Source organism: Wolinella succinogenes DSM 1740, from assembly GCF_000196135.1.
Taxonomy (GTDB): Bacteria; Campylobacterota; Campylobacteria; order Campylobacterales; family Helicobacteraceae; genus Wolinella; species Wolinella succinogenes.
In genome coordinates this window covers 1,702,755-1,720,146 of the sequence record NC_005090.1, presented here as the reverse complement: position 1 = coordinate 1,720,146, position 17,392 = coordinate 1,702,755, and the positions used below count along the sequence as shown (strand labels likewise).

Sequence of the window (17,392 nt, the reverse complement as noted above, 5' to 3'; positions counted from 1 at the left end):
TGGATAGAATGGGGCAAAAACCGCCCCTCAAAAAGGGCGTTGCGCGAGGTATGCGGAAAGATGAAAAATATTACCGTCTCTTCGATTAAAAAGAAGAAAAACCAAGAGAAAATCACCATGATCACTGCCTATGATGCGCTTTTTGCGAGGCTTTTTGATGGTGAAGTGGATATTTTGCTTGTGGGAGATAGTTTGGCGATGAGCTTTGGGGGTGAGGAAGACACCCTCCCTATTGGAATGGATGAGATGATCTATCATACCAAGGCTGTTTGTAGGGGGGCGGAAAAGTCCCTTGTCGTGATTGATATGCCCTTTGGAAGTTACGACACCAAGGAAAAAGCCCTCCATAACGCCATCCGTGCCTATAAAGAGAGTGGTGCTAGCGCGGTAAAGCTTGAAGGGGGAATTCAAAAGGCTGAAACCATCGCGCTTTTGAGTGAAAATGGAATCGCCGTTATGGGGCACATAGGGCTCAAGCCCCAATTTGTGCGTGCTGAGGGAGGATACAAGGTCAAAGGCAAAGAGGAGGGCGAAGCTCAATCTCTCCTAAGAGACGCCAAAGCGCTAGAAGAATCAGGAGTCTTTGCCCTCGTGCTTGAAGGGGTGAAGGCAGAGGTCGCCCAAGAGGTCGCTAGAAGCGTGAGCGTGCCCGTCATCGGGATTGGGAGCGGATCGCAAGTGGACGGTCAGGTGCTGGTGTGGAGCGATATGCTGGGATTTTTTGAAGGATTCACGCCTAAATTTGTTCGCCGTTATCTTGAGGGAGCGAGCCTTATCCGTCAAGGGGTGAGGGAGTACGCCAAAGATGTGCGAGAGGGGCGATTCCCTTCGGAGGCTGAGAGCTACTGATGGAGCGTATCATCGAGATAGAGAAGATGGAGCTAGAGGAAGCCGAGGAGGTTTCGCTCCGTCCAAGCGGCTGGGATGATTACATCGGGCAAGAGAAGATCAAGCGTAATCTGGGCGTCTTCATCGAGGCGGCCAAACGGCGAGGGGAGGGCTTGGATCATATTCTCTTTTTTGGTCCTCCGGGGCTTGGCAAGACCACGCTCGCTCATATTATTTCGCACGAGATGGGTGCGAATATCAAAGTCACCACTGCGCCCATGATCGAAAAAGCGGGGGATTTGGCGGCGATTCTCACCAATTTGAGCGAAGGAGATATTCTTTTTATCGATGAGATTCATCGCCTCTCGGCTTCGATTGAGGAGATTCTCTACCCTGCGATGGAGGATTTTCGGCTGGATATTATCATCGGCTCAGGACCAGCGGCACAGACGGTGAAGATTGATCTGCCAAGATTCACGCTTATTGGAGCGACCACGAGGGCAGGGATGATCAGCAAGCCGCTTAGAGAGCGTTTTGGGATGAACTTTTGGATGCAGTTTTACAACATTGAAGAGCTCTCTCAAATCATCACGCTTGCTTCAATCAAGCTCAAAAAACGGTGTCTTTTAGAGAGTGCCAAAGAGATCGCTAGACGCTCTAGGGGCACGCCAAGGGTTGCACTTCGACTACTTCGGCGGGTGAGGGATTTTGCCGAGGTTGCTAATGAGGAGGAGATCAAAATCGAGCAGGCACGCTACGCGCTTCATGAGCTTGGAGTGAATGACCATGGCTTTGATGATTTGGATTTGCGCTATTTGAGGATTTTGGTGCAGAGCAAAGGCAGGCCTGTGGGGCTTGGCACGATTGCAGCGGCGATGAGTGAAGATGAAGGGACGATCGAGGATGTGGTGGAGCCCTATCTCTTAGCACACGGCTATCTAGAGCGCACTGCAAGGGGGAGGGTGGCGACCCGCCAGACTTATGAGCTCTTTTCGCTCCCCTTTGAGCCCAATGCGACACTTTTTTAGGAGGCTCTAAAGTGCGCCCGATACATTTTTTTTGGATCCTTTTTGTCTTTAGTCTCTATTGGATGCTCTATCTTTTCAAGCCTTTTTTGATGGATATGTTGGTGGCAGGGCTTTTGTGTATTGCGACCACGAGCCTTAAAGAGAGAATCGAGAAGCGGGTGAAGCTCTCTTGGCTCGCCTCGCTTTTGGTGGTGGTTTTGCTGCTTTCACTCCTTTTTGTGCCGCTTTTTTATGTGGCAGCGGTGTTGGCAGACACCCTCTCAAAGATTGACCCCGATAGCTTTAGGGGGTTTGTTGAGAGCTCCAAAGCACAGATGTTTAAGTGGATGGCGCTATTTCCTTTTGCCCAAGAGAAGCTCATGGAGAATCTTGACAAAATCAATGCCAGCGCGATTTTGCAACACGCACTCGCTTGGAGTGGAGCGCTAGGGAAGAAGAGCCTCTCTTTTGTCACGGACACGGTTTTTGTGACCATTTTTCTTTTTCTCTTTTTCTACTATGGGCGGGCGTTTTATGACTATGCCTTACGACTCATTCCTTTTAGTCGTCGCGAGAGTCATCAGCTCTTTGGCGAGGTAGCGGGGGTGCTTGGTGTGGTCTTTTACTCTTCGCTCGCTTCAGTGATTCTCCAGGGCTTTCTTTTTGCGGTGATGATCGCCTTTTTGGGCTATAACGGTTTTCTTTTTGGGGTGCTCTATGGTGTGGCTTCGCTTGTTCCTGTGGTCGGGGGGCTTTTGGTCTGGCTGCCGCTTGCCTCGTATGAGTATTATCTGGGCAATACGGGCAACTCGCTCCTCATCGCACTCTACTCGATGATCGTGATTGCTACAGTGGCGGACAATGTGATTAAGCCGCTACTCATTGGATTGATCAATCGTGTGATTCTGAAGAATCCCGTTCAGATTAACGAACTAGTGATTTTCTTTGCGATTTTTGCGGGACTTACGACCTTTGGATTCTGGGGGATGGTGCTAGGGCCGACGATCACAGCCTTTTTTATCGCCCTCCTTCGGCTCTATGAGCGAGGTTTTTTACACATTCAAGAGTGAGAGGGTGAAGCATGTTGGATATTCACGATTTTTGGCTCTTTGTCTTGTCGGGGCTATTGCTCAACCTCACGCCGGGCGTGGATACCCTTTATGTGTTATCTAGCTCATTGGCGCGAGGATTTAAGGGCGGCTTCATCGCTTCGTTGGGGATTGGCATGGGGTGTCTCGTCCATGTCATGGCGGCGACTGTGGGGTTGTCGGCAATTTTGATGGCATCAGCTACAACTTTTATGGTCGTGAAGACGATAGGAGCGCTCTACCTTGTCTATCTTGGGGTGAAATTGATTCTTCTTCGCTCAACTCCCTCCCTGGTGGAGAAGAGCGCGACACGCTCCTTGAGGGTAATTTTTTGGCAAGGGTTTTTGACTAATGTTCTTAATCCCAAAGTTGCACTCTTTTTTCTCGCCTTTTTGCCTCAGTTTGTCGATGCGCAGGGGTCACATAAAGTGCTTAGTATGCTTTTTTTGGGAGCTGTGTTCACCTTTAATGGAGTGCTTTGGAGCATTTTTCTTGCATGGAGTGCCACGACATTCACGCACAAGCTCCAACGCCATGCTCTTATCATGGCGTGGTTTTATAAAATCATTGGAGCACTTTTTATCTATCTTGGGGTGCGGCTTTGGCTGCAGAAAGCGTAAAAGAGGACTAGTCCGCCTTTACGACGATATTATTGATCACCTTTTTCACGCCTTCGACCTCTTTGGCAATCGCTTCGGCACGGGTTTTCTCTTTGGTGGTTTTGACAAATCCACTGAGCTGCACCACACCTTTGTAGGTGGTGACGTCGATCTTGAAGATGCTCACCTCTTTATCAGCTAGGATATTGGCACGCACTTTACCGCTGATCACGGTGCTATCAAGATACTCTCCGGTGCTCTCCTGGCCGCTTTTGGAGGCACAACCTTGAAGAGAAGCAAAGAGAAGAGCACCGACACAAAGAGCCGTGAAAAACCGTTTCGTCATCATAGAAACTCCTTGAAATTAGATTGAGAGAAGCTTGGCGGCCTCTTTGGCGTGATAGGTGATGATGATATCCGCTCCAGCGCGCTTGAAGCTAAGAAGCGTCTCCATCATGACGCGTTCATAGTCGATGATTCCTGCTTTTTGGGCAGCTTTGAGCATCGCGTACTCGCCACTTACATTATAGACAGCGAGTGGCAAAAGAGTGCGCTCGCGCACATCTCGGATGATATCAAGATAGGCAAGCGCGGGTTTGACCATGAGAATATCAGCCCCCTCCTCTTCATCCCTCAAGCTCTCCAGAATCGCTTCGCGTCGATTGGCAGGGTTTTGCTGATAGGTGCGGCGATCGCCAAAGCTGGGGGCGGACTGGGCTACATCCCTGAAAGGTCCATAGTAGGCGCTGGCAAATTTGGTCGAGTAGCTCATGAGGGGGAGATTGACAAATCCTGCCTTATCCAGCGCGCTTCTTAGGGTTGTGATCATCCCATCCATCATGCCGCTAGGGGCGATCATGTCCGCTCCAGCTTGAGCCAAAATCAAGGCCTGCTCGGCGAGAATCTCTAGGGTGGCATCATTGTCCACGCTTTGGGTTTTGGGATCGATAATACCGCAGTGGCCGTGGTCGGTGTATTCGCAAAAACAGAGATCGACACTCACGAACATCTTGGGAAAGCGCTCTTTGATCGCTCGAAGGGATTGGGCCATGATGCCATGTTCGCAAAGCGCCTCGCTTCCGATGCTGTCTTTGGTTTCTGGGATTCCAAAAAGGATGATACTAGAGAGTCCTAGCGCTAGGAGCTCTTCGCACTCTTGGAGCGCCACATCAAGGCTCATTTGATAGACGCCCGGCATGGAGGCGACTTCATTTTTGATTCCTTCACCATGGCGGATAAAGAGGGGATAGATGAAGTCGCTAGGGCGAAGATGGTGCTCTTGGACCAACTCTCTTAGGGTAGGGTTGAGGCGCACTCGGCGCAATCTTTTGAACATAAAAAACCTTTTTATTGAATCAGGGTAACGTTGAAGGATTCAAGCAGATTGAGTTCATCCAGCAGATCGTAGAGACGCTTGTCTCTGATGCTTAAAAGGACGCGGACCTTTTTAATGGCACTTTTTTTGTTGAGGTAGCCGATAATGGTGGAGGTGATAGAGAACGATTCTTTGATGATGATCTCTAGGCGAGTGATTTCACCACACTCATCGATTGCCTTTTTGAATTTCTCCGAATCAACATTGCCTTTGATAACCCCAGAAATTTCAGCCAAAACATCGCTACCACGCCGCGTAAGCTCTATCTCCATGACCTTTTTACCTTTTGTTTTTGAAGGAATGAATACAAACATTCAATCATAAGAGACGCTTAGTTAAATAGAGTTAAAATCTCCTCTTTGGCGCGTCTTTGCCACTCTTTTCCTAGGGATTTCCCCTGGTAGCCCTCCTTAAGAAGCTTGGAAGGGGTGGTGCTTGGGATGAAGCTTTGGTCAAAGATTCCTAAATTTTTGGCTCTTTGAAGAAGAGTGGGGTCGTGGAGAGCCAGCCACTCTTTGAGCGGATAGAGAAGTGAGAGCCGCACAAGAAACGAATCGCGGATGATTTTAGGGAATCGCCTCTGTTTTTGGAGGAATCGTTGCTCTTTTTTAGGCATGGCAGAGAGTGATTCAAGGAGATGAGCCAGGGGGGCGAATCGAATTATCCAAAGGAGGTAGAGGGGTAGCAAGAAGGCGTATTCATGCGTTAGGGTGCGAGGACGGAATCGCCTTTGGAGTTTAAGGAATTGATGAAAAAGTGCTGGAGTGAGGGGATGGTGAAAGATCTTTTGATCTAGCGCTAAGAGTTGAAGCGCCTGAACCCCTCTGGGCAGATGAGCCCCTTCCAAGAGGCGCTTGGTCTCATGATAGATTCGCTCCTTGCTTAGGTCATCAACCTCAATGGAGCGCATGAGCGGAATATCTTCGGGGGCGATTCTAAAGCCAAGCTCAGAGGCAAAGCGAGCCGCGCGAAGCACCCTTAGGCTATCTTCTTGAAAAGTTTGAGGAGAGATGATATGGAGGCGTCGCCTCTTTAGGTCATCCATCCCGCCAAAAAAATCGAAAAGCTCCCCGCTTTCAAGCTCTAGCATCAGCGCATTGATGGTGAAATCACGCCTCTTGGCTGCCTCTTTGGGGGAGCTGGCTAGCTTCACTTCAAAGCCTCTATGCCCTAGAGCGGTTTTGGTCTCAAGCCTTGGGAGGGAGAGGTCGATCTCCTGCCACTTATAGACAAAAAAACTCTTTCCTACGCCTTTGGCGCCAAGACGCTCCATCAAGCTTTCAAAAAGAGCAGGGGTGATTTGGTGGATCTCTAAGTCAAGATCTTTGAGGGGGCGTCTTAGGTGAAAGTCGCGCACCGAGCCCCCCACGGCATAAACCTTGGCACCATGGGGCTTGAAAAACTCTAAAAGCTCTCTAGCTTGGGACTCGATTGGAGGCGGGAGGGAGGAGAGAAAAGCCTCACTTCTCAACCACAACGCCCTTAAGGGTGAATTGATGCACACCCTCTTCGTATTGATAGAGCAGGGGGAGGCCTTGGGCTTCAAGCGTGCTTTTGGCGATGTATAGCCCTAACCCTAGCCCTTGGCTATGAGGGTTTTTGGCATCTTTAAAGAAGGGCTTGAAATACTCTTCTATAGGGTAGGGAAGGGGGGCGCCAAAGTTTTTCACATTCAAAGAATCGCCCCTTGCCTCCAGGAATACCTTTCCTCCGTGAGAGTATTTGAGGGCGTTGTCCAAAAGATTTTTAATGGCCAAAGAGAGGAGCTCAAAGTCAGCCTTCACGATCACCTCTTGGGCGGGAAGATCAAGAAGGGTAGGGGCTTGCTCTGATTCGATCATCAGTTTTTTGAGGACATGGTGCAAAATCGCATGAAGACGATATTCGTTTTTGGAGACTTGATAGTTTTTGGAGCTCATCTCTTCGATTTTGGCAAACTCATCAATTAGTCCATTGAGGCGATGAAAGACCGAACAGAGGCGCTCTTTTTGCTTGGGGCTGTCGATCATTTCAGCGACAATTCTTCCCTTGGTGAGGGGAGTTTTGAGCTCGTGCATGATGGTGCGCAAAAAGAGGTGACGCGATTCATTGAGAGCAGCAATCTTTTTGACAGCGTTGTCAAACTCATTAGCAAGCTCACCAATCTCATCGTTTTGCTCCAAGGCGCAGTGAATATCGGTGCGCCCTTCGGCAAATTTACGAATCTCTTTCCTTAGGCTTTTGAGCGGCAGGAGGCTCTTGATGACGAGCACATAGAGAAAGACGACAATAAAAAAGGCGATAAAAGTGAGCAGGTAGTAGTTTTTAAAGACCGTTTTAAAGGAATCGCGATAGAGCGTAACGCGCTCTGGAGTCTGCAGGAGGAGATAGATTGATTCGTTGTCGCGAACGATCTTGGCGATCACTCCTTTGAAGTGAGGATCGATTTGCTTGGAGAGATTCTCTTTGATCTGGTCGTCATTGACGATATGAAACTCTAGCTCCGCGAGATACTTTTCGATTAGCTCAACATTCCCCCCATAACGCATGATTTGGTTGATGGTGGCGATGAATTGGCCATATTTGCGTTGAGATTCGGAGCTCTCTTTGTCGATTTGCATTTTGATGAAGTAGAAGGAGAAAGCGCTAAGGCTAAGGAGTGCCACAGCAAAGAGAATCGTGATTTTGACGATAATGGAGTTTTTAGTCATGGTCGAGTTTGTAGCCTACGCCACGCACGGAGAGAATATAGGTAGGATTTTTTGGGTTGTCTTCGATTTTGGCTCGAAGGCGCCCGATGATCACATCGATGCTTTTGTTGGAGCTATCAGGATTGATAGAGGGGGAGTGGATAGCGATCTCTTCTCGTGAGACCACGGCACCCTTTTTTTGGATGAGATAGGACAAGATTTCGTACTCTCCTCGGGTTAAATCCAAGAGCGCTTCTTTGAAATAGATTTCGCGGCTCTCCCCTTCCAGTCGGAAGGGGGAGCGCGATGAGGATTTTTCTGAAGAAGGATTGGTCTCTTTGTCTGGGGTGTATCTGCGTAGCACGCTATGGATGCGGGCTACGAGTTCTTTGGGATCATAGGGCTTGGGGATATAATCATCCGCGCCATACTCTAATCCATTGACTTTGTCGTTGATATCGCTTCTTGCTGAGGAGATGATGATAGGGATTTTCTTCTGCTTGGCTACCCTTTTGCAAACCTCAAGTCCATCAAGGTTGGGGAGTGTCAAATCTAAAAGAAGGAGGTCGAAATGCTTGGTGCCAATGGCACTCATACCCGTGTAGGGTTCGTCAAAGCTGGTCACGTTCATGTCGTGTTCCTTGAGGTATTCGCTCAGGATGGATGCCAGCTCTAGGTCGTCCTCAATCATCAGAATCTCTAGCATGAGGCGCTCTTCCACAAAAGGAGGGGTTTGGCGGTCATTTTCATATGAAGGAATGGGTTGGGGTTGGGGTTTTGCTTTGCAATAACACACCATTTGAAAAAGACCTCATGCTGCTTTAGCGATATCGTGTCAAAGAACTCGTCTATCAAGGTCGAACACTCCGTGATAACCTCTCTATATCTTTTAAAGGCGCTGCAAAACCCTAAAAGAGCTAGAGGGAAGAAGCGATTCGTTGCCTCTCTTAGACAGTTAGCGGGGACGGCTATGTCAAGACCCTTTTGAGTCGTTCTCTTCTTTTTGGGAGCGTCTGCACTCGCCCCAATTTCAAAGAGTCGCTCAGGTCGACTAAGCTTATGTTCGAAGTTGCAAGCCATCTTCAGAGAGGGGGTTGGGATGTCTTGGGGGTTTCCCTCTCCTTGGATGAATGTCACACTTGCAAAATCTACCAAGAAAGAGCTTTGTTGGAAAAGACTCTTTCTATGTCTCACCTTGTCTCCTTAGGTTGAGATGGGAAAATTATAAAAAGTGAAAGTAAATGGAGGGTAAACAATAGGATTTCCCCTAGTTTTTCTTCTCAAGCCGCTCGTCAATGACGGAAAGTAGATATTCAAAAAAGTTGAGAGTCAGCTCGACCTTGGCCTCTATATTGCGGTTGTTTGGGGATTGCATCCCTTCAAAGAGTACCAATACACGCTCGCGCAATCCTTCCAAAAAGCGCCTCTCCTCTTCGCGCATCTCATTAGAAGCACTCTCAGGCTCCAAGAGAGGGGCGATGAAGGCAGGAAGAGGCTTCTCTTCAGGGGGGAGCGGGGTGATTTGGGGAGACTGGGGGGAGAGAGGAGCTTGAATAGTCTCCTCTGGAGTGCCAAAAGATTCGCTATTTTTTGAGGTGGGAGTCTCTTGGAGCTCCGCGAGAGTGGATAAAATCGCCTCTTTTAGTTCCATAGTTTTACAAGCCACCTTTCAAATTCGTTGAATTCAATCTCTGTGTCCATGCGAATGAAGAATTTTTTCATCTCCTCGTTCACCCCATCGTATTTCTTTCTCATTCCCGATAGGCGTCGGATGGCGATTTTGGCATCTTCGTTGTGAGGCTCTTTTTTGAGGACCTCTTTGTATATCTCTAAAGCCTCCTCTTTGAGCCCTTGAAGCTCATAAATGGAGGCTAGAGTGAGGGTTTTCATGAGAATCACTCACCTTTTTTAGCGGCGTAGTTGGCGATAATGGAGCCCATTTCATCCGTGGTGCAAATCTCTTTGGCTCCAAAGGCGGCGATATCTTTGGTGCGGTAGCCCTCTTTGAGGGTTTTGACGATCGCCTTATCAATCGCATCGGCGGCCTCGACCTCTCCCAGGGAGTGGCGGAGCATCATGGAGGCTGAGGCGATGGTGGCGATGGGATTGGCGATACCTTGTCCAGCGATATCAGGAGCAGAGCCATGGATAGGCTCATACAAGGCAGCTTTACCCCCGATAGAGGCGGAGGGGAGCAGTCCAATAGAACCGCTTAGCATGCTTGCCTCATCGCTTAGAATATCCCCAAAAAGATTGCCTGTGAGAATCACATCAAACTGCTTGGGGTTGCGGATAAGCTGCATCGCGGCATTGTCGATATACATATGGCTTAGCTCCACCTCTGGATACTCTTTGGCAATTCTTGTGACTGTTTCGCGCCAAAGCTGGCTCACATCCAAGACATTGGCTTTATCCACAGAGCAGACGCGCTTTTGGCGGCGCATGGCGGCTTTAAAGGCAACATGGGCAATCCGTTCAATTTCAGGCACAGAGTAGACCATGGTGTTGAACGCCTTATCTCCCTCTCTGCCCTTGGGTTCCCCAAAGTAGATTCCTCCGATGAGCTCTCTAACCACTAGAATATCCACTCCCTTGATCACCGATTCTTTGAGGGTGCTGGCTTCGATCAGCTCATCATAGACCACGGTGGGTCGGAGATTGGCAAAAATCTCTAAAGATTTGCGGAGTTTTAAGAGCCCACTCTCAGGCCGAAGCTCTCTGGGAAGCGAATCCCACTTCTCTCCTCCGATGGCCCCAAAAAGGACGGCATCCGCCCTCAAACACCCCTCAATGGTCTCATCAGGCAGGGGTACACCTGCCCTATCCACGGCGATTCCACCCATGAGATAGTCGTGATAGGAGAGCTCGAAGCCATGGGAGTAGGAGATGGCATCGAGGACTTTTTTGGCCTCATCAACGATTTCAGGACCGATTCCATCACCTTTGATGATCGCAATCTCATATTTTTTCATAATCTTATAAGACTCCTTGGGCAATTTTCGCTTTGGCGTGTTCGATGAGCCCGCCACTCTCTAAAAGCTCCATCATAAAGGGAGGAATGGGTTTGAAGGCGTAGGTTTGATTTCGGGTGAGATTCTTGATGGTGCCTTGGGCCATATCCACTTCAAGGGTATCACCCTCTCTAATCTCATCGGTCTCTTTAACTTCAAGAATAGGAAGCCCTGTGTTGAAGGAGTTGCGATAAAAGATTCGCGCGAAGCTCTTGGCGATGACTGCACTCACGCCCGCGGTTTTGAGCGCTACGGGTGCGTGCTCGCGACTGCTTCCGCAACCAAAATTTTCACCCGCAACAATAAAGTCACCCTTGGTGAAGTGCTGGAGGAAGTCAGGTCTAGCGTCCTCCATAACATGGCTGGCTAACACTTGGGGGTCGCTGGTGTTGAGGTAGCGCGCGGCGATGATGAGGTCGGTATCGATGTTCTCTCCGAACTTCCACACTTTTCCTTGTTGGATATTCATGGAAACTGCCCTTTTTGGTGGTCTTGTGGGATGATTCTAGCTTTTTTTGCGTTAAAGGAATCTTTTAGGTGAGGGTTTGACAAGCGTTATATATTTTTTTATAATACGGACTTCATGCGGAAAATAGCAAGAGCGATGGAGATGGATCATGGAGATTGAAGGAAGGCTTTGGATCAAGCGCCAAAAGGCAAGCTTTTTAGGCAGAGGTAGAGTGGAGCTCCTCGAACAGATTAAGAGGGAAGGCTCCATCTCCAAAGCGGCCAAGGCAATGCAGATGAGCTACAAAGCGGCTTGGGATGCAGTGGATGCGATGAACAACCTCTCTCCCACGCCCTTGGTGGAGCGCACCAGCGGAGGTAAAGGAGGAGGAGGAACACTCATCACTCCTGAGGGTGAGGAGGCCATCAAGGCGTTTAGAGAACTGGAGCGAATCCAAGAGAGACTTTTTGAGGTGTTGGGCGATTCCGTAGAGGATTGGCAAGAGGCGATGGAGAGAGCAAGGAGAATCAATATGAAAACGAGTGCAAGAAACCAAATCAACGGTAAGGTGAGTGTGATCACTCGGGGTTCGGTGAACTCTGAAGTGGCGCTTGAGATTGGGGGTGGAACGATCTATGCCATCATCACCAACGAATCCCTAGAAGAGATGGGGCTTGAAGTGGGCATGGAAGCCTATGCGATCATCAAGGCTAGTTGGGTGATGATTGGCGTGGGTGACCCCAAAGGTTTGAGTGCGAGAAATCGACTCAAAGGTGTTTTGCAAGAGGTGGTCGAGGGAGCGGTCAATGGCGAGGTGAAGATTAAGGTAGGCGAAAAACTCCTCACGGCTATTATCACCAATGAAGCCATCAGAGAGCTGGAGTTGAAGGCGGGCATGGAAGCCTACGCCATCATCAAAGCCAGCCATGTACTCTTGGGCGTGTGAGCGCTCTTGAGTGCTATCGTTATATAAAAAAATATATAAAGGAAAAAATCGATGAAGAAGCTAGGAATCCTTCTGGGAATATTGGCCTTAAGTGTTCAGCTCTATGCAGAGAAGATCAATGTATTTGTCGCAGCGAGTGCTCGCCATGCGGTGACGGAGATCAAGGATGAGTTTCTCAAAAATCGCAAAAATGATGAGATTGAGCTCAATTTTGGCGCCTCAGGCAAGGCCTACCAACAGCTCAAAAATGGCTTTCCCTATGATATGTTTTTTTCTGCTGATGCCAAATATGCGGCTCAGATTGAGCAAGATGGAAACGCAGGCTCCGCGCCAGCGATTTATGCTATGGGCGTGGTGGCACTCTATGCCTTGGACGAGAAGCTCCTAGAGGGGGGCGTAGAGAGTTTGGTAAATGAGAAGTTTAAGCACATCTCAATCGCTAGCCCCAAGGTTGCCCCTTATGGTGTTGCTGCGGTTGAGATTCTTCAGAGCTATGGAATCTTCGAAAAAGTAGAAAAAAGAATCGTCATGGGGGATAATATCTCTCAAGCCGTCCACTTTGTGGATAGCGGTGCGGCAGAGATTGGTTTGGTCGCTTACTCTTTGCTTCGACAAGGGGATGGAGCTAAGGGCGAATATATCACGATTGATCCCTCGAAATACTCGCCCATGGCGCAATCTTTTGTCATCACCAAAAAAGCCAAAGATAGCGATTTAGCCAAAGCATTTGCTGAATATGTTGTTTCAGATAGGGCTAGAGCGATTTTTGAAAAGTATGGCTTCAATGCTCCTGCAAAAAAATAGAGAGGAGATTTGAATGAAAAAGTTATTTGGGGGGCTCGGATTAGGGCTTCTTCTCTCTTCTTGGCTTGTGGCGGGAGACCTCTATATGGCAGGGGGTGCAGGGTATAAGCGCCCCTTGGAGGCGATCGCGAAAGCTTTTGAGGCAAAGAGTTCTCACCAAGTAAAGATGATGTTTGGAAATATGCAACAGGTGAGTGCTCAGATCAAGGAGAGTGATAAAATTTCCCTTTTTTTTGGGGATGAGAAGTTTATTCAAAAGCTTGGGATTCCCCATGAGGAGAAGGTGGAACTTGGCGAGGGCAAGCTGATGCTTGTATTCTCTAAGGATTCTAAAGCAGCCTTGGAGATGGCCTCTCTTGCGACCCCTTTGGTCAAAAGCGTGGGGATTCCCGATACCAAGAGCGCCATCTATGGAATCGCTGGAGAGGAGGCGCTTCGCCGCTCAGGAGTCTGGGAAAAGATGAGCGACAAACTCAAGGTGCTCCAGACGGTACCACAGGTGAGCGCCTATTTGGTGAGTGGTGATTTGGATGCGGGCTTGATCAACAAGACGGACTACATCGGAATCAAAGAGAAGGTGGGACAAGCCCTTGAGGTTGATTCTAAGCTCTATTCACCCATTAAAATTATTGGCGTGGTTTTAAAAGGCAAAGAGGGAGAGGCTGAAGTGCGCGCCATGTTAGAATTTTTGAAGAGCCCCGAGGCTAGAGAGATTTTGAGGGCGCATGGCCTTTAATCACAAAGGAGGGTGAGCGTGTTAGAACCTTGGCTTTGGAATCCTTTGGTTTTGACACTCCAGATTGCCTCATGGACCTTTCTTTTTCATGCCCTCTTTGGAATCGCTTTGGCGTGGACGCTCTCAGGCAAGCCTCACCCCCTCAAAGGCATAGTGGATATTTTCATCACGATTCCTATCGTTTTTCCCCCTATTGCTTTGGGGTTTTTACTGCTTCTGCTTTTGGGAAAAAATGGAATTTTGGGCGCACCCCTTAAAGAGTTCGGGATTGAGATCGTTTTCGCTCCTTTGGGAGTGCTCATCGCTTCGTTTCTAGCGGGATTGCCTTTGGTGGTCAAACCCATTCAAAGCGCTTTGGATGAGCAGGACAGAATCTATTCTGAGGCCTCGTATGTGCTTGGCAAGGGGAAATTTCAGACCTTTTATCGGGTGTTGCTCCCCTCTATCTCGAAGGTGATCTTCTCCTCGCTCTTTTTGGGATTGGGGCGCTCTTTTGGAGAGGTGGGAATCACCTTGATGCTAGGGGGTAATATCATTGGTGAGACTGATACGATGAGTCTTGCTATCTACAATCACGCCTTTAGTGGCGAGACAGAGAAAGCCTTAGTGCTTTGTGCAGTGCTGGGGGCTTTTTCTTTAATGGTTTTTGGCATACTACGAAAAATGGCTTATCGAAATTAAAGCCTCAAAATAGAGCAAGGAGAGATAGAAAGTGGTGAATCAAGAGATAGAGCGATTATGGCGAGAAGATGCGGACTATATCGACTGGACGACCTTGGGGCTTGGGATTGGAGAGAAGAGAGGAGAGATATCCTTTAGCGCCAAGAGGGGGGGCGTCATCTCTGGAATCAAAGAGGCGCTCTCTTTGGGTGAGGCCTGCGGAGTTGAGCTTGAAGCCTTAGTCAAAGAGGGCGCTTGGGTGGAGGCGGGTGAAGAGATTTTGCGAGGTGAAGGGAAGGCGATCGCTTTGCATAAGGCGTGGAAAGTGACTCAAAACCTCCTTGAATACCTAAGCGGAATCGCCACTTTCACCCACGAAATGGTCACTTGCGCCAAAAAAATCAACCCCTCTATTGAGATTCTCACCACGCGCAAAAATTTTCCCGGGAGCAAGCGCCTAATGCTTCAGGCGATTTTGAGCGGAGGAGCATGGCCGCATCGATTGGGGCTTTTTGATTCGGTTTTGGTTTTTGAACAGCATCGAGTCTTTTTGGAGACTCCTGCGGAGCTAGAGCAAGCTTTTAAAGCGCTCAAAAGGCGTCTTTTGGAGAAGAAGATTGCGGTTGAGGTGAGCGATTTTGAGGAGGCGAAACTCTTTGCCTCTTGGGGTGCAGATATTTTGCAGTGCGAGAAGATGGAGTTAGGGGAGCTGGCGCGTTGCGTGGAGCTTAAGCGCGCCTATCCTTCGTTGCTTCTCTCAGCTACAGGGGGCGTGAAGATTGAAAATGTGATGAAGATCGCCCAAAGCGGGGTGGATTTTGTTGTCACCTCAGCCCCCTACCATGCCAATCCTTTAGATATCAAAGTTCGGATGAAAAAAAGGAGCGAGGGATGAATATCGTGGTGGCTAGTCAAGATGGTGTCTCTATTCAAGGGGCTTTGCAGGATTCTAAGCGACTTTATGTCTATAAAAAGCGCCCTGATGGGAGTTTTTCGCGCTACTGCCTAGCCCAAGGTAAAAAAGCGAATCATTTTCTTGATCGCTGGGAAGAGCTCGCAGAAATGCTCTCTAGAAAGTGCCACGCTCACATTGTGATTGCCGAAGATATTCCTGGGATATTGCACGCTAAGCTTGTGGGGAGGCAGATACTGCCCGTGAGCTTACCCAAAGGGGGGCTCATCCAGGAGCGACTAGAGAGTCTTAAGGAGAGCTCGGAGTGGATGTTCATGGGAAGTTGCCAATGCCCCAAGGAGAAGAGGTGAACTATCTAAGGGCGCAAGCCAAAGGGATTAAAGAGGCGGGAGAGATTGCTCTTGTGAGCTTAGAGGCGCACAAGGAATCATTTAGCGCACTAATGCTGGATGCCTCTAATCTAGAGGGATTAGAGGTGGAGGCTTGGGTGGAGATGCTTTTTAAAGAGACAGAGGTGATTCTCGCAACGATTGATTCTAAAGTGAGTGCTCGAAACTCCTTTGTGGGGGAGATTATCGAGATGGTGAAGGGAGAGATTCTGACACAAGTGACGCTTGATTTTCATGGAGAGAAGATTCGCTCCATTATTACCCATGGAGCCGCAGAGGAGTTGGGGCTTAGGGTGGGGGCGAAGGCGCGATGGTTTGTCAAGTCTAACGAAATGACTCTAAGGACAGAGTAGATGTTTGAAGACTCTTTTGTGACAACCATGAGGCTCACCTTTGAGCTGGCAGGATTAACGACCTTGATTCTCCTTGTTATTGGGATTCCTCTAGGTTACTATCTCGCCTACACCAAGAATCCATTCAAGCCCGTGATAGAGGCGATCGTCTCGATGCCTTTGGTGCTCCCTCCGAGTGTGCTTGGGTTTTATCTCTTGATTGCCTTTAGCCCAAGGAATTTTTTTGGGGCATGGCTGGAGCAGACTTTTGCACTCAAGCTGGTTTTTTCGTTTGAGGGGTTGATTATTGCATCGGTGCTTTTTAGTCTCCCTTTTATGGTGCATCCGATTCAAAGCGGCTTTAGTGCGCTCCCTAGGAGCTATATCGAGGCGGCGTGGACTTTGGGAAAGAGCAAAATCGCCACCCTTTTTGGAGTGATGCTCCCCAACATGAAGCCTTCGATTCTTACAGGAGCCGTCATCACCTTTGCCCACACCGTGGGCGAGTTTGGCGTGGTGTTGATGATTGGGGGCAACATCATGGGAGAGACGAGGGTGGCGAGTATTGCGATTTATGATGAGGTGGAGGCGCTCAACTATGCCCTGGCGCATCAATACGCCTTCACGCTCTTTATCGTCTCTTTTGTGATTCTTCTGTTGGTCTATGCACTCAACAAACACTTCATCAAGGCGGATTTCTCATGATCGAACTTCAACTGAAAAAAAAGCTAAAAAGTAGCGAGGGGGAGATTGATCTAGAGGTGGAAAAAGAGATAGAGAGTGGCTCGTTTGTGACACTTTTTGGTAAAAGTGGTGCAGGAAAGACCACGATTCTAAGAATCCTCGCGGGACTCTTAGAGCCTGATTGGGGGAGAATTATCGTTGAGGGTGAGCGCTGGCTAGAGAGCGAAAAAAGATTCTCTCTCTCCCCGCAAAAGCGGCGGGTGGGGATGGTTTTTCAAAATTATGCGCTCTTTCCTCATATGAGTGTGGAGAAGAATCTTCTCTATGCCCTTGAGCACTCAAAAGAGCGCCATAGGGTGGAGGAGATTTTAGAGGTGATGGAGCTTGGGGCGTTGCGCAAAGAGCTTCCTGAGAGGCTCTCAGGAGGGCAAAAGCAGCGCGTGGCGCTAGCAAGAGCGCTAGTGAGGGAGCCAAAGCTTCTGCTTTTGGATGAGCCCTTAAGTGCACTAGATCACGCCATGCGGAGCAAACTCCAAGAAGAGCTTTTGAGGATTCAGCGGCACTTTGGCGTGACGACTATTCTAGTAAGCCATGATTTAAGCGAAGTGTTTCGCCTCTCTAGTCGTGTGCTAGAGATTAGTCAGGGGAGGGTGATTCGCGATGGCGCCCCTAGCGAGATTTTTGGAGGGAGCAAGATCAGTGGGAAGTTTCGCTTTAATGGAGAGATTCTCAAAGTCCAAAAGAGCGATCTTCTCTATACGCTTAGTGTCTTGGTGGGGAATGAGATCATCAAGGTGGCGGCGAGTCAAGAAGAGATAGCAGGGCTTGGAGTGGGGGATAGTGTGATCATCTCCTCTAAAGCCTTCAACCCTCTGGTGCTAAAGGCGACCTAGAGGGCTGATG

At 48.9% G+C, this 17,392-nt stretch carries 24 protein-coding genes; 13 read left to right on the top strand and 11 right to left on the bottom strand.

Annotated features, from left to right (window positions below; all coding sequences use genetic code 11):
* Positions 1-60 precede the first annotated feature (60 nt).
* Genes panB through WS_RS08570 form a run of 4 tightly spaced genes read left to right on the top strand, consistent with a single transcriptional unit; the run spans position 61 to position 3,543 of the window.
* On the top strand, positions 61-849 hold the full coding sequence (panB, locus tag WS_RS08585; protein ID WP_011139624.1) for a 3-methyl-2-oxobutanoate hydroxymethyltransferase: 789 nt from the start codon (positions 61-63) through the stop codon (positions 847-849).
* Positions 849-1,856 (top strand): Holliday junction branch migration DNA helicase RuvB, encoded by a 1,008-nt coding sequence (gene ruvB, locus WS_RS08580; protein WP_011139623.1) that lies wholly within the window; start codon positions 849-851, stop codon positions 1,854-1,856. The genes panB and ruvB overlap by 1 nt, the downstream gene beginning before the upstream one ends.
* Positions 1,857-1,867: 11 nt before the next feature.
* Entirely contained in the window at positions 1,868-2,905 is a 1,038-nt protein-coding gene (locus WS_RS08575; protein ID WP_011139622.1) for an AI-2E family transporter, read from the top strand.
* Between the two features lie 11 nt (positions 2,906-2,916).
* Positions 2,917-3,543, top strand: coding sequence for a LysE family translocator (locus WS_RS08570; protein ID WP_011139621.1), 627 nt, complete (start codon positions 2,917-2,919; stop codon positions 3,541-3,543).
* A gap of 7 nt (positions 3,544-3,550) precedes the next feature.
* Here WS_RS08570 and WS_RS08565 read toward each other — a convergent pair whose 3' ends face one another.
* The 11 genes from WS_RS08565 to WS_RS08515 form a co-directional block, all read right to left on the bottom strand.
* Positions 3,551-3,871 (bottom strand): BON domain-containing protein, encoded by a 321-nt coding sequence (locus tag WS_RS08565; protein WP_011139620.1) that lies wholly within the window; start codon positions 3,869-3,871, stop codon positions 3,551-3,553.
* Between the two features lie 15 nt (positions 3,872-3,886).
* Entirely contained in the window at positions 3,887-4,858 is a 972-nt protein-coding gene (hemB, locus tag WS_RS08560; RefSeq protein WP_011139619.1) for a porphobilinogen synthase, read from the bottom strand.
* Positions 4,859-4,869: 11 nt separating this feature from the next.
* Positions 4,870-5,169, bottom strand: a complete 300-nt coding sequence (locus WS_RS08555; protein WP_041571890.1) for a hypothetical protein — start codon at positions 5,167-5,169, stop codon at positions 4,870-4,872.
* A gap of 59 nt (positions 5,170-5,228) precedes the next feature.
* Complete coding sequence (locus WS_RS08550) at positions 5,229-6,368, bottom strand: tRNA nucleotidyltransferase/poly(A) polymerase family protein (protein WP_011139617.1); 1,140 nt, start codon at positions 6,366-6,368, stop codon at positions 5,229-5,231.
* Positions 6,358-7,587, bottom strand: a complete 1,230-nt coding sequence (locus WS_RS08545) for an ArsS family sensor histidine kinase (RefSeq protein WP_011139616.1) — start codon at positions 7,585-7,587, stop codon at positions 6,358-6,360. The genes WS_RS08550 and WS_RS08545 overlap by 11 nt, the downstream gene beginning before the upstream one ends.
* Positions 7,580-8,272 carry a response regulator transcription factor gene (locus tag WS_RS08540; RefSeq protein WP_041571889.1) on the bottom strand — a complete coding sequence of 231 codons (693 nt, stop codon included), beginning with the start codon at positions 8,270-8,272 and terminating at the stop codon, positions 7,580-7,582. The genes WS_RS08545 and WS_RS08540 overlap by 8 nt, the downstream gene beginning before the upstream one ends.
* Entirely contained in the window at positions 8,266-8,760 is a 495-nt protein-coding gene (locus tag WS_RS08535) for a hypothetical protein (RefSeq protein WP_041571888.1), read from the bottom strand. Before WS_RS08535 ends, WS_RS08540 begins: the two co-directional genes overlap by 7 nt.
* A 73-nt stretch (positions 8,761-8,833) precedes the next feature.
* On the bottom strand, positions 8,834-9,217 hold the full coding sequence (locus WS_RS08530; RefSeq protein WP_011139614.1) for a CiaD-like domain-containing protein: 384 nt from the start codon (positions 9,215-9,217) through the stop codon (positions 8,834-8,836).
* A complete protein-coding gene (locus WS_RS08525) occupies positions 9,208-9,456 on the bottom strand; it encodes a hypothetical protein (RefSeq protein ID WP_041571887.1) in 249 nt (82 codons plus the stop codon). The genes WS_RS08530 and WS_RS08525 overlap by 10 nt, the downstream gene beginning before the upstream one ends.
* A 5-nt stretch (positions 9,457-9,461) precedes the next feature.
* On the bottom strand, positions 9,462-10,538 hold the full coding sequence (leuB, locus tag WS_RS08520; RefSeq protein WP_041571886.1) for a 3-isopropylmalate dehydrogenase: 1,077 nt from the start codon (positions 10,536-10,538) through the stop codon (positions 9,462-9,464).
* Positions 10,539-10,542: 4 nt separating this feature from the next.
* A complete protein-coding gene (locus tag WS_RS08515; protein WP_011139611.1) occupies positions 10,543-11,046 on the bottom strand; it encodes a 3-isopropylmalate dehydratase small subunit in 504 nt (167 codons plus the stop codon).
* A 148-nt stretch (positions 11,047-11,194) separates the two neighbouring features.
* On the opposite strand from WS_RS08515, the gene WS_RS08510 reads away from it, so the two are divergent.
* Genes WS_RS08510 through WS_RS08470 form a run of 9 tightly spaced genes read left to right on the top strand, consistent with a single transcriptional unit; the run spans position 11,195 to position 17,382 of the window.
* Entirely contained in the window at positions 11,195-11,971 is a 777-nt protein-coding gene (locus WS_RS08510) for a TOBE domain-containing protein (RefSeq protein ID WP_011139610.1), read from the top strand.
* Positions 11,972-12,022: 51 nt separating this feature from the next.
* A complete protein-coding gene (gene modA, locus WS_RS08505) occupies positions 12,023-12,775 on the top strand; it encodes a molybdate ABC transporter substrate-binding protein (RefSeq protein ID WP_011139609.1) in 753 nt (250 codons plus the stop codon).
* A gap of 13 nt (positions 12,776-12,788) precedes the next feature.
* A complete protein-coding gene (modA, locus tag WS_RS08500) occupies positions 12,789-13,511 on the top strand; it encodes a molybdate ABC transporter substrate-binding protein (protein ID WP_011139608.1) in 723 nt (240 codons plus the stop codon).
* 18 nt (positions 13,512-13,529) lie between these two features.
* The gene (locus tag WS_RS08495; RefSeq protein WP_129545324.1) at positions 13,530-14,192 is read left to right on the top strand and encodes a molybdate ABC transporter permease subunit; all 663 of its coding nucleotides are present in this window, start codon (positions 13,530-13,532) and stop codon (positions 14,190-14,192) included.
* A 34-nt stretch (positions 14,193-14,226) separates the two neighbouring features.
* On the top strand, positions 14,227-15,066 hold the full coding sequence (gene modD / locus WS_RS08490) for a ModD protein (protein ID WP_173355312.1): 840 nt from the start codon (positions 14,227-14,229) through the stop codon (positions 15,064-15,066).
* On the top strand, positions 15,063-15,434 hold the full coding sequence (locus WS_RS08485) for a hypothetical protein (RefSeq protein WP_041571885.1): 372 nt from the start codon (positions 15,063-15,065) through the stop codon (positions 15,432-15,434). The genes modD and WS_RS08485 overlap by 4 nt, the downstream gene beginning before the upstream one ends.
* Entirely contained in the window at positions 15,431-15,826 is a 396-nt protein-coding gene (locus WS_RS10720; protein ID WP_158305211.1) for a TOBE domain-containing protein, read from the top strand. Before WS_RS08485 ends, WS_RS10720 begins: the two co-directional genes overlap by 4 nt.
* On the top strand, positions 15,827-16,510 hold the full coding sequence (modB, locus tag WS_RS08475; RefSeq protein ID WP_011139604.1) for a molybdate ABC transporter permease subunit: 684 nt from the start codon (positions 15,827-15,829) through the stop codon (positions 16,508-16,510).
* The gene (locus WS_RS08470) at positions 16,507-17,382 is read left to right on the top strand and encodes an ABC transporter ATP-binding protein (protein WP_011139603.1); all 876 of its coding nucleotides are present in this window, start codon (positions 16,507-16,509) and stop codon (positions 17,380-17,382) included. The genes modB and WS_RS08470 overlap by 4 nt, the downstream gene beginning before the upstream one ends.
* Positions 17,383-17,392: the final 10 nt, after the last annotated feature.

Bases quoted from the DNA above. Each gene is read 5' to 3' on its own strand.
- leuB (WP_041571886.1), bottom strand. From the start codon at position 10,538: ATGAAAAAATATGAGATTGCGATCATCAAAGGTGATGGAATCGGTCCT.
- WS_RS08570 (WP_011139621.1), top strand. From the start codon at position 2,917: ATGTTGGATATTCACGATTTTTGGCTCTTTGTCTTGTCGGGGCTATTG.
- WS_RS08485 (WP_041571885.1), top strand. From the start codon at position 15,063: ATGAATATCGTGGTGGCTAGTCAAGATGGTGTCTCTATTCAAGGGGCT.
- WS_RS08540 (WP_041571889.1), bottom strand. From the start codon at position 8,272: ATGCTAGAGATTCTGATGATTGAGGACGACCTAGAGCTGGCATCCATC.
- WS_RS08565 (WP_011139620.1), bottom strand. From the start codon at position 3,871: ATGATGACGAAACGGTTTTTCACGGCTCTTTGTGTCGGTGCTCTTCTC.
- WS_RS08555 (WP_041571890.1), bottom strand. From the start codon at position 5,169: ATGGAGATAGAGCTTACGCGGCGTGGTAGCGATGTTTTGGCTGAAATT.
- panB (WP_011139624.1), top strand. From the start codon at position 61: ATGAAAAATATTACCGTCTCTTCGATTAAAAAGAAGAAAAACCAAGAG.
- modB (WP_011139604.1), top strand. From the start codon at position 15,827: ATGTTTGAAGACTCTTTTGTGACAACCATGAGGCTCACCTTTGAGCTG.
- modA (WP_011139608.1), top strand. From the start codon at position 12,789: ATGAAAAAGTTATTTGGGGGGCTCGGATTAGGGCTTCTTCTCTCTTCT.
- modA (WP_011139609.1), top strand. From the start codon at position 12,023: ATGAAGAAGCTAGGAATCCTTCTGGGAATATTGGCCTTAAGTGTTCAG.
- WS_RS08525 (WP_041571887.1), bottom strand. From the start codon at position 9,456: ATGAAAACCCTCACTCTAGCCTCCATTTATGAGCTTCAAGGGCTCAAA.
- WS_RS08545 (WP_011139616.1), bottom strand. From the start codon at position 7,587: ATGACTAAAAACTCCATTATCGTCAAAATCACGATTCTCTTTGCTGTG.
- WS_RS08470 (WP_011139603.1), top strand. From the start codon at position 16,507: ATGATCGAACTTCAACTGAAAAAAAAGCTAAAAAGTAGCGAGGGGGAG.
- WS_RS08515 (WP_011139611.1), bottom strand. From the start codon at position 11,046: ATGAATATCCAACAAGGAAAAGTGTGGAAGTTCGGAGAGAACATCGAT.
- WS_RS08530 (WP_011139614.1), bottom strand. From the start codon at position 9,217: ATGGAACTAAAAGAGGCGATTTTATCCACTCTCGCGGAGCTCCAAGAG.
- WS_RS08510 (WP_011139610.1), top strand. From the start codon at position 11,195: ATGGAGATTGAAGGAAGGCTTTGGATCAAGCGCCAAAAGGCAAGCTTT.
- ruvB (WP_011139623.1), top strand. From the start codon at position 849: ATGGAGCGTATCATCGAGATAGAGAAGATGGAGCTAGAGGAAGCCGAG.
- hemB (WP_011139619.1), bottom strand. From the start codon at position 4,858: ATGTTCAAAAGATTGCGCCGAGTGCGCCTCAACCCTACCCTAAGAGAG.